Genomic DNA, 5,114 nt, shown 5'->3' on the forward strand with positions numbered 1-5,114 from the left:
GCTTCGCACCGGCATTCGACGTCGCCACGGCGGTTGCCGATTACGTCGCGTGGCGCGCCGACAACCACCGCTGAAGGAGCACCCACATGCTGGATCCCGACGTGCGCCGCGTACTCGACGGCGCCTCGATCGCTCACCTCGCCACCATCCTCCCGGACGGCTCGCCCCATGCCAGTCCCGTCTTTGTCGGCACCCTCGGCGACCGGATCGCCTTCTTCACCGGACCCACTATGCGCAAGGCACGCAATCTGCGCCGCGACCCTCGGGTGGCGCTGTCCATCGCACCCGTCGACAACCCGTTCGAGCCCGTTGTCGTCCGTGGCCGGGTCGTCGAATGGCTCGACGGCGATGGAGCGTGGGAGATCATCGACCGGCTGGCCATGAAGTACATCGGTGCGCCGTACCCCCGAGGGCAGGAGCGCGTCGTGGCCGTCATCGAGCCCGAGCAACAAACCGTCGGTGTCGGGTGAGCATCCCCACCTGGCCATCCTCGGCTGATCACTCCAGTGTTACGCCGGGAACCGGCTCGGGTGGGTTCACGACGGCCTCCTTGCCGAGAAACGCCGCGTGCGCGTCGGCAGACGAACGCAATGCGTCCATCTCGGCGACGCCGAATGACCGGTAGAGCTGGGTGTCGATGATGACCTGGCGCCGCTGGACTGTGCGTCTCCAGAAGCCGACGAGTTGCGTGTCGAGGATGACCAGTCCGACGTACGCGCCACGGCCTTCCGGCCGCAAAGCCCCGAACCCGGACCGGTCGATGATCGACCGGCTCTCGGAGTACGAGATGGCGTACTCGTCGTACGGCTGAAGAAGCAGCACCCGAGGCCAGGCCGGACCGGAGAGCTCGTGCTTCTCCGGTCCGAGCGCGGCCTCCGGCTCGCCGTGCCAGTAGGTGACGTCATCGACGACGAAACTCTCCAGCGATCCCGACACCGTTCCAAGGCCGGCCTGGATGTCCGCCACGGTAAGCCCCGACCACCACGCGAAGTCCTTCACCGTCGCGGGACCCCGGCTGATGAAGTACCGCAGAGTCAGCTCGGCGAGAGCGACGTCCCGGGAGAGCCGCCTTGCCTGGCGTGCGCGTTCCTCCAGCAGAGCGTACGTGTGCTGCTTTCCTCGCCGCGGACCGCTGCAGATGACACGCTCCAGCTCGGCGTACATCAGGATGAGGCCGAGCCGCAGACCCTCGGCCACGACACCGGCGTCCGCCAGCGTCGCGGCGACTTCCTTCCGGGTCAGTGCGTTGCCGTCGGCGAGCGTGGCGCCGATGGCGTCCAGGCATGTGCCCAGCACATGCTCGTCCAGCTGGTGCTGGCGGTAGTAGTAGGCGTTGAACGCGTGGACGCGCGGCGCGGTCAGCTCAAGCAGCCACTGGATGTCCTCCGGTAACACAAAGTGCCAGGTGGGCCGGAGGACATGGGTCCGCAGCAGGGTGCCCGCGTCGAACGCTGCAAGCAGATCCTGCTCCGAGCCGGAGGTGAGCCTCTGCCGCACCGACCACAACGCCGGCCCGAACTCCTGCGACTGCATGGCGACGAACCCTCGAAGGACATCGTCGGGCGCCGACCAGCGGCTGGCACACAGACCAACGGCATGCATCCGCCACGGGGCAAGATCCTCGTCCATGGGGAGACATTAATCGCCCCGGCCGACACTCTTGGTCGCCCGGCGTCCCGAGATCCACTCACGCCACCAGGGGACGCCACGTAGGCTGAGGGCAGGAAGGGGGTCTCCCACATGCCCAAGGCGACGCGGGTCCGGCTCGCTGATGTGGCACGTCGAGCGGGCGTCTCACGCACCACCGCTTCGGTCGTGCTCAACGGCAAACCCGACCGCATCCCGGTGGAGACCCAGCGTAAGGTCGAGCGAGCTGCTGCCGAACTGGAGTACCGGGCGAACAGCATGGCCCGAGGGCTCCGGCTGCGGAGGTCGCTGACGATCGGCTTGATCTCTGATGACATTGCGTCGGAGCCCTTCGCGGGTGCCATGATCCGCGGTGCACATGAGGCGGCGTGGAAGGCCGGCTTCATGCTGGTAGTCCTCGAGACGATGGCGGATGATGAGCGGGAACGCCGCTCGATCGAAGACCTGCGCCAGCGTCAGGTCGACGGCTTTCTCTACGCCACCACCTACCACCAGATCAAGGAGCCCCCCGCGGCGCTCGCCGACTCCCCCACCGTCATGCTCGACGTCCGGGATCCGCGCGGCGAGCTTAGCGGCGTGGTGCCCGACGAGATCGGCGGGGCGTACGAAGCCGTCTCGCAACTTATCGAAGCCGGCCACCGCCGGATCGGCTATCTGCAGAACATCACGGACATCCCGGCCACGCGGCTGCGGCTCGAGGGCTACCGGAGGGCCCTGGCCGACGCCGGCATCCCGTTCGACCCCGGCCTGGTGGAGGTCACGCTTGCCGAAGATCGGATCAGGGCAACCGAGAGCGCGCGGCACATGCTCGCGCGGCCCGACCGGCCCACCGGGCTGTTCTGCTTCAGCGACCGGCCCGCCTCCGCTTCGTACGACGCGGCCGAATCGCTCGGGCTCCGCGTCCCCGAGGACGTGTCGATCGTCGGCTTCGACAACCTGGAACTGCTGACGGTTTGGGTCAACCCCGGCCTCACCACGATGCAGCTTCCACACGAAGCCATGGGCCGCTGGTCCGTTGAACAGCTGCTCCGTCACATCGAGGATCCAAGCCTGGAACCGGTGCAACATCTCATGCCGTGCCCGCTCGTCGTCCGGCGTTCTGTCGTCCCGCCGTCCGGGCGCTCTTAAGCCTGACGTTCCGGCCGCGGGCACCCGCGGGTCGCGCGGAAGCCGCATTGTCCTGACTCGCCCCTCCACGAACCTGCCCTGGAACAGACTCATGTGCCTCCCTCCCGTCATGGTCACGTAACGGACGGCTAACGAAGCCTTGACGCGCACGCAACGGCGGATTAACGTCCACTCCATTGCAGAATCGATTCTGCACACGAACGAATCGATTTTGCGCATGGCCTAGACGGAGACCGTTGTCGGTCGACACCGACAAGACAGGGAGACAACGCCATGACTCATCCAGCCACCCGCACGCCACAGCCGCCGAGAGGCATGCTCACTCGTCGCCATGCCCTCAGGCTCACAGCCGGCCTTGCCGCCATTGGCCCGCTCGCGACGGCGTGCGGCGGCGAGGACAGCGACAGATCCACAGCCGGCGATGAGCTCGGCGGCACTCTCCGCATCGCGATGTTCACCGACAACGACGCGATCGAGGACCCGCGGGTTCAAAGCTTCAACGAGGAGTACCCAGACATCAACGTGGAGTTCGTGCCCATCAGCGGCACAGACTGGGAGGAGTACTTCAGCAAGCTGCTCACCGAGGTGGCGGCCGGCAAGGCCCCCGACCTGATCGTCGTCGCGACCGAGGGCACACAGCTGTTCGCCGGTCAAGGCCTGGTACAGCCGCTCGACGAGTTCGTCCAACGTGACGCCGATGAGCTCGAAGAGTACTTCGAGGATGTTCATCCGGCGCTGGTCGAGGCGATGATGTACGAAGGCTCCCTGTACCAGTTTCCGGACGATTTCAACGCGGCGAACATGTACCTGAACACGAGTCTCATGAAAGAGGCCGGACTCGAGATGCCCGCGCCGGACTGGGATGTCCAGGAGTTCGAGCGGTATATCCGGGAGATCAAGGACGCGACGGGGAAGTTCGGCTATGGCTGGACCAACCGGCTGTGGGGCTCGTGGATGCCCTGGATCTTCGTCAACGGCGGCAACCTGTTCACAGAAGAGCGCGCTCCCGGTGGTGAGTGGCTCTGGGACCGGTTCTATACCGACGACCCGGCCGGGGAGGGCCGCGGTGGTGGCTGGCGCTGGGAACAGCCCACAGCGAACTCGCCGGAGGTCGTGGAAGCGCTCGAGTTCGTGGTCCGGTTACGTGAGGACGACCTGACTCCGGCAGTGGAGGTCGGCGGCGGTGGGCTGCTCGAGGGCCTGTTCGCATCCAACGAGCTCGGGATGACACCCGCCGGTGGGTTCTGGACCGGCGGTCTGGCCGAAGCGGGTCTGGAACCCGACGATTTCGACGTCCAGCTCTTTCCCGGCTGGGAAAGCCAGCGGCATCAGTTCGGCACCGGCGGCTTCGCCATAGCGGCCGACACCGACAATCCCGAGGCCGCGTGGGCTTGGATCAAGCACACGATCAAGCGCGACGTCATGGAACTTCGACCGGAGCACCGGAACAACGTCACCACACCGGTGCGCCGGTCCATGGTGACGGAGGAACGATACGCGGAGACCGGCCCGTCGAACTGGCAGATCTTCTACTCCACACTCGATGATCACCCGGACTCCGCGCCCATCCCCGCGCCTCCGGTCGCGAACGCGACGACCGAAGCGTTCGTGCGCTGGACGCAACAGGCCATGAACGGCGACATGACCCCGCAAGAGGCCATGGATGGGTTGCAGGCCGATCTCGAGCGGATCGTCGCCGACTACGGCTCCCAGTACTGACGCAGGGCAGGGGCCGGAGACAATGACATACGACCTTGCACACGCGCCGCGGCGCCGGCTCACGCGGGCGTTCGCTGCAAACGATCTCGACGGGGTCCGGCGTCGCCGGGCCGTCCTGGGCTATCTGTTCCTGCTGCCCAGCCTCGGCGGTATTGCCGTGTTCGTCGTGATCCCGATGGTCGCGGCCTTCGTGCTGAGCCTGTTCCGATGGAACATGATCAGGCCGCCTCAGTTCGTCGGCCTGGAGAACTACGAGCGGCTCATCGGCGACGCGCGACTGCTGACGACGTTCGTCAACACCGCACTGTTCGTGGTCCTCGCCGTGGGCCTCCAGCTGTCCCTCGCCCTGTTCCTGGCCCTGGGACTGCAGCGCCGGATGCCGAACTGGCTGCGGACGCTCCTACGGGCGTCCTATGTCTTTCCGCTGCTCACATCGGCGGCGTCGATATCGATCGTGCTCAGTTACATGTTCAGCGAGAGCTTCGGCATCGTGAACTACTACCTGGGCCTGATCGGCATCGAGCCTATCGCCTGGTTGAACTCGTCGCGGTGGGCGCTCATCGCCGTCGTGCTCGCATTCGTATGGCACCAGCTCGGCTTCACCTTCCTCATACTGCTCG

The 5,114-nt window shown here is 66.2% G+C and carries 5 protein-coding genes; 4 read left to right on the forward strand and 1 reads right to left on the reverse strand.

Annotated elements, in window-relative coordinates; genetic code table 11:
* The first annotated feature begins 86 nt into the window (after window positions 1-86).
* The gene (locus ELR45_RS28650) at window positions 87-470 is read left to right on the forward strand and encodes a PPOX class F420-dependent oxidoreductase (protein WP_129669351.1); all 384 of its coding nucleotides are present in this window, start codon (window positions 87-89) and stop codon (window positions 468-470) included.
* 28 nt (window positions 471-498) lie between these two features.
* On the opposite strand, the gene ELR45_RS28655 is transcribed toward ELR45_RS28650, so the two are convergent.
* Complete coding sequence (locus ELR45_RS28655) at window positions 499-1,629, reverse strand: winged helix DNA-binding domain-containing protein (protein WP_129669352.1); 1,131 nt, start codon at window positions 1,627-1,629, stop codon at window positions 499-501.
* 111 nt (window positions 1,630-1,740) lie between these two features.
* Between ELR45_RS28655 and ELR45_RS28660 the strand changes: the two genes are divergently transcribed.
* The 3 genes from ELR45_RS28660 to ELR45_RS39460 all read left to right on the forward strand — a co-directional run.
* Window positions 1,741-2,775, forward strand: coding sequence for a LacI family DNA-binding transcriptional regulator (locus tag ELR45_RS28660; RefSeq protein WP_129669353.1), 1,035 nt, complete (start codon window positions 1,741-1,743; stop codon window positions 2,773-2,775).
* A gap of 273 nt (window positions 2,776-3,048) precedes the next feature.
* The gene (locus ELR45_RS28665; RefSeq protein WP_129669354.1) at window positions 3,049-4,494 is read left to right on the forward strand and encodes an ABC transporter substrate-binding protein; all 1,446 of its coding nucleotides are present in this window, start codon (window positions 3,049-3,051) and stop codon (window positions 4,492-4,494) included.
* 22 nt (window positions 4,495-4,516) lie between these two features.
* A partial coding sequence (locus ELR45_RS39460; RefSeq protein WP_205857457.1) for a carbohydrate ABC transporter permease occupies window positions 4,517-5,114 on the forward strand: 598 nt, incomplete at its 3' end.

Source organism: Phytoactinopolyspora endophytica, from assembly GCF_004138495.1.
GTDB classification, from domain to species: domain Bacteria; phylum Actinomycetota; class Actinomycetes; order Jiangellales; family Jiangellaceae; genus Phytoactinopolyspora; species Phytoactinopolyspora endophytica.

Excerpts from the sequence above, each read along its gene's own strand:
- ELR45_RS28650 (WP_129669351.1), top strand. The coding sequence starts at position 87 with ATGCTGGATCCCGACGTGCGCCGCGTACTCGACGGCGCCTCGATCGCT.
- ELR45_RS28655 (WP_129669352.1), bottom strand. The coding sequence starts at position 1,629 with ATGGACGAGGATCTTGCCCCGTGGCGGATGCATGCCGTTGGTCTGTGT.
- ELR45_RS28660 (WP_129669353.1), top strand. The coding sequence starts at position 1,741 with ATGCCCAAGGCGACGCGGGTCCGGCTCGCTGATGTGGCACGTCGAGCG.
- ELR45_RS28665 (WP_129669354.1), top strand. The coding sequence starts at position 3,049 with ATGACTCATCCAGCCACCCGCACGCCACAGCCGCCGAGAGGCATGCTC.